The organism is Pseudomonas sp. LFS044 (genome assembly GCF_047978245.1).
Taxonomy (GTDB): Bacteria; Pseudomonadota; Gammaproteobacteria; order Pseudomonadales; family Pseudomonadaceae; genus Aquipseudomonas.
The window spans coordinates 1-416 of the sequence record NZ_JBFPFX010000072.1 but is presented as its reverse complement, the minus strand read 5'-3'; the positions used below and the strand labels follow the sequence as shown (position 1 = coordinate 416).

The 416-nt window shown below is 62.3% G+C and carries 1 protein-coding gene; it reads left to right on the top strand.

Features of this window, described 5'->3' with window-relative positions:
* A partial coding sequence (locus ACNQPL_RS26660; RefSeq protein WP_416468388.1) for an immunoglobulin-like domain-containing protein occupies positions 1 to 416 on the top strand: 416 nt, incomplete at both ends.

Genomic DNA, 416 nt, shown 5'->3' with positions numbered 1-416 from the left:
GCTGGCCAACGGTCAGAGCATCACCATCGGTGTCGGTGAGTCGTCCGGTTCGGTCAACTTCACCGCGCCAAACAACGTCTACAACACCAATGCTCCGCTGACCAACAGCATTACCAAGATCGAAGGCGGCAATTACGAGAAGCTCGAAACTGCGGGTAACCCGACCACTACCGTCACCGACAGCCCGGATACCCAGGCCACCACCAATCTGGTGCTGAGCGCGACCGGCGATGTCGCTGAAGGCGGTCAGATCGTCTACACCGCCACCCTGAGCAACCCGGCGGGCACGGCAATGACCGTGACCCTGAGCAACGGCGCGACCATCAACATCGCGGCCGGCCAGACCTCTGGCCAGGTGACGGTCGCGGCGCCGGCCGATGACGTCTACAAAGACGCCGGTCAGGTCAAAGTGAGTG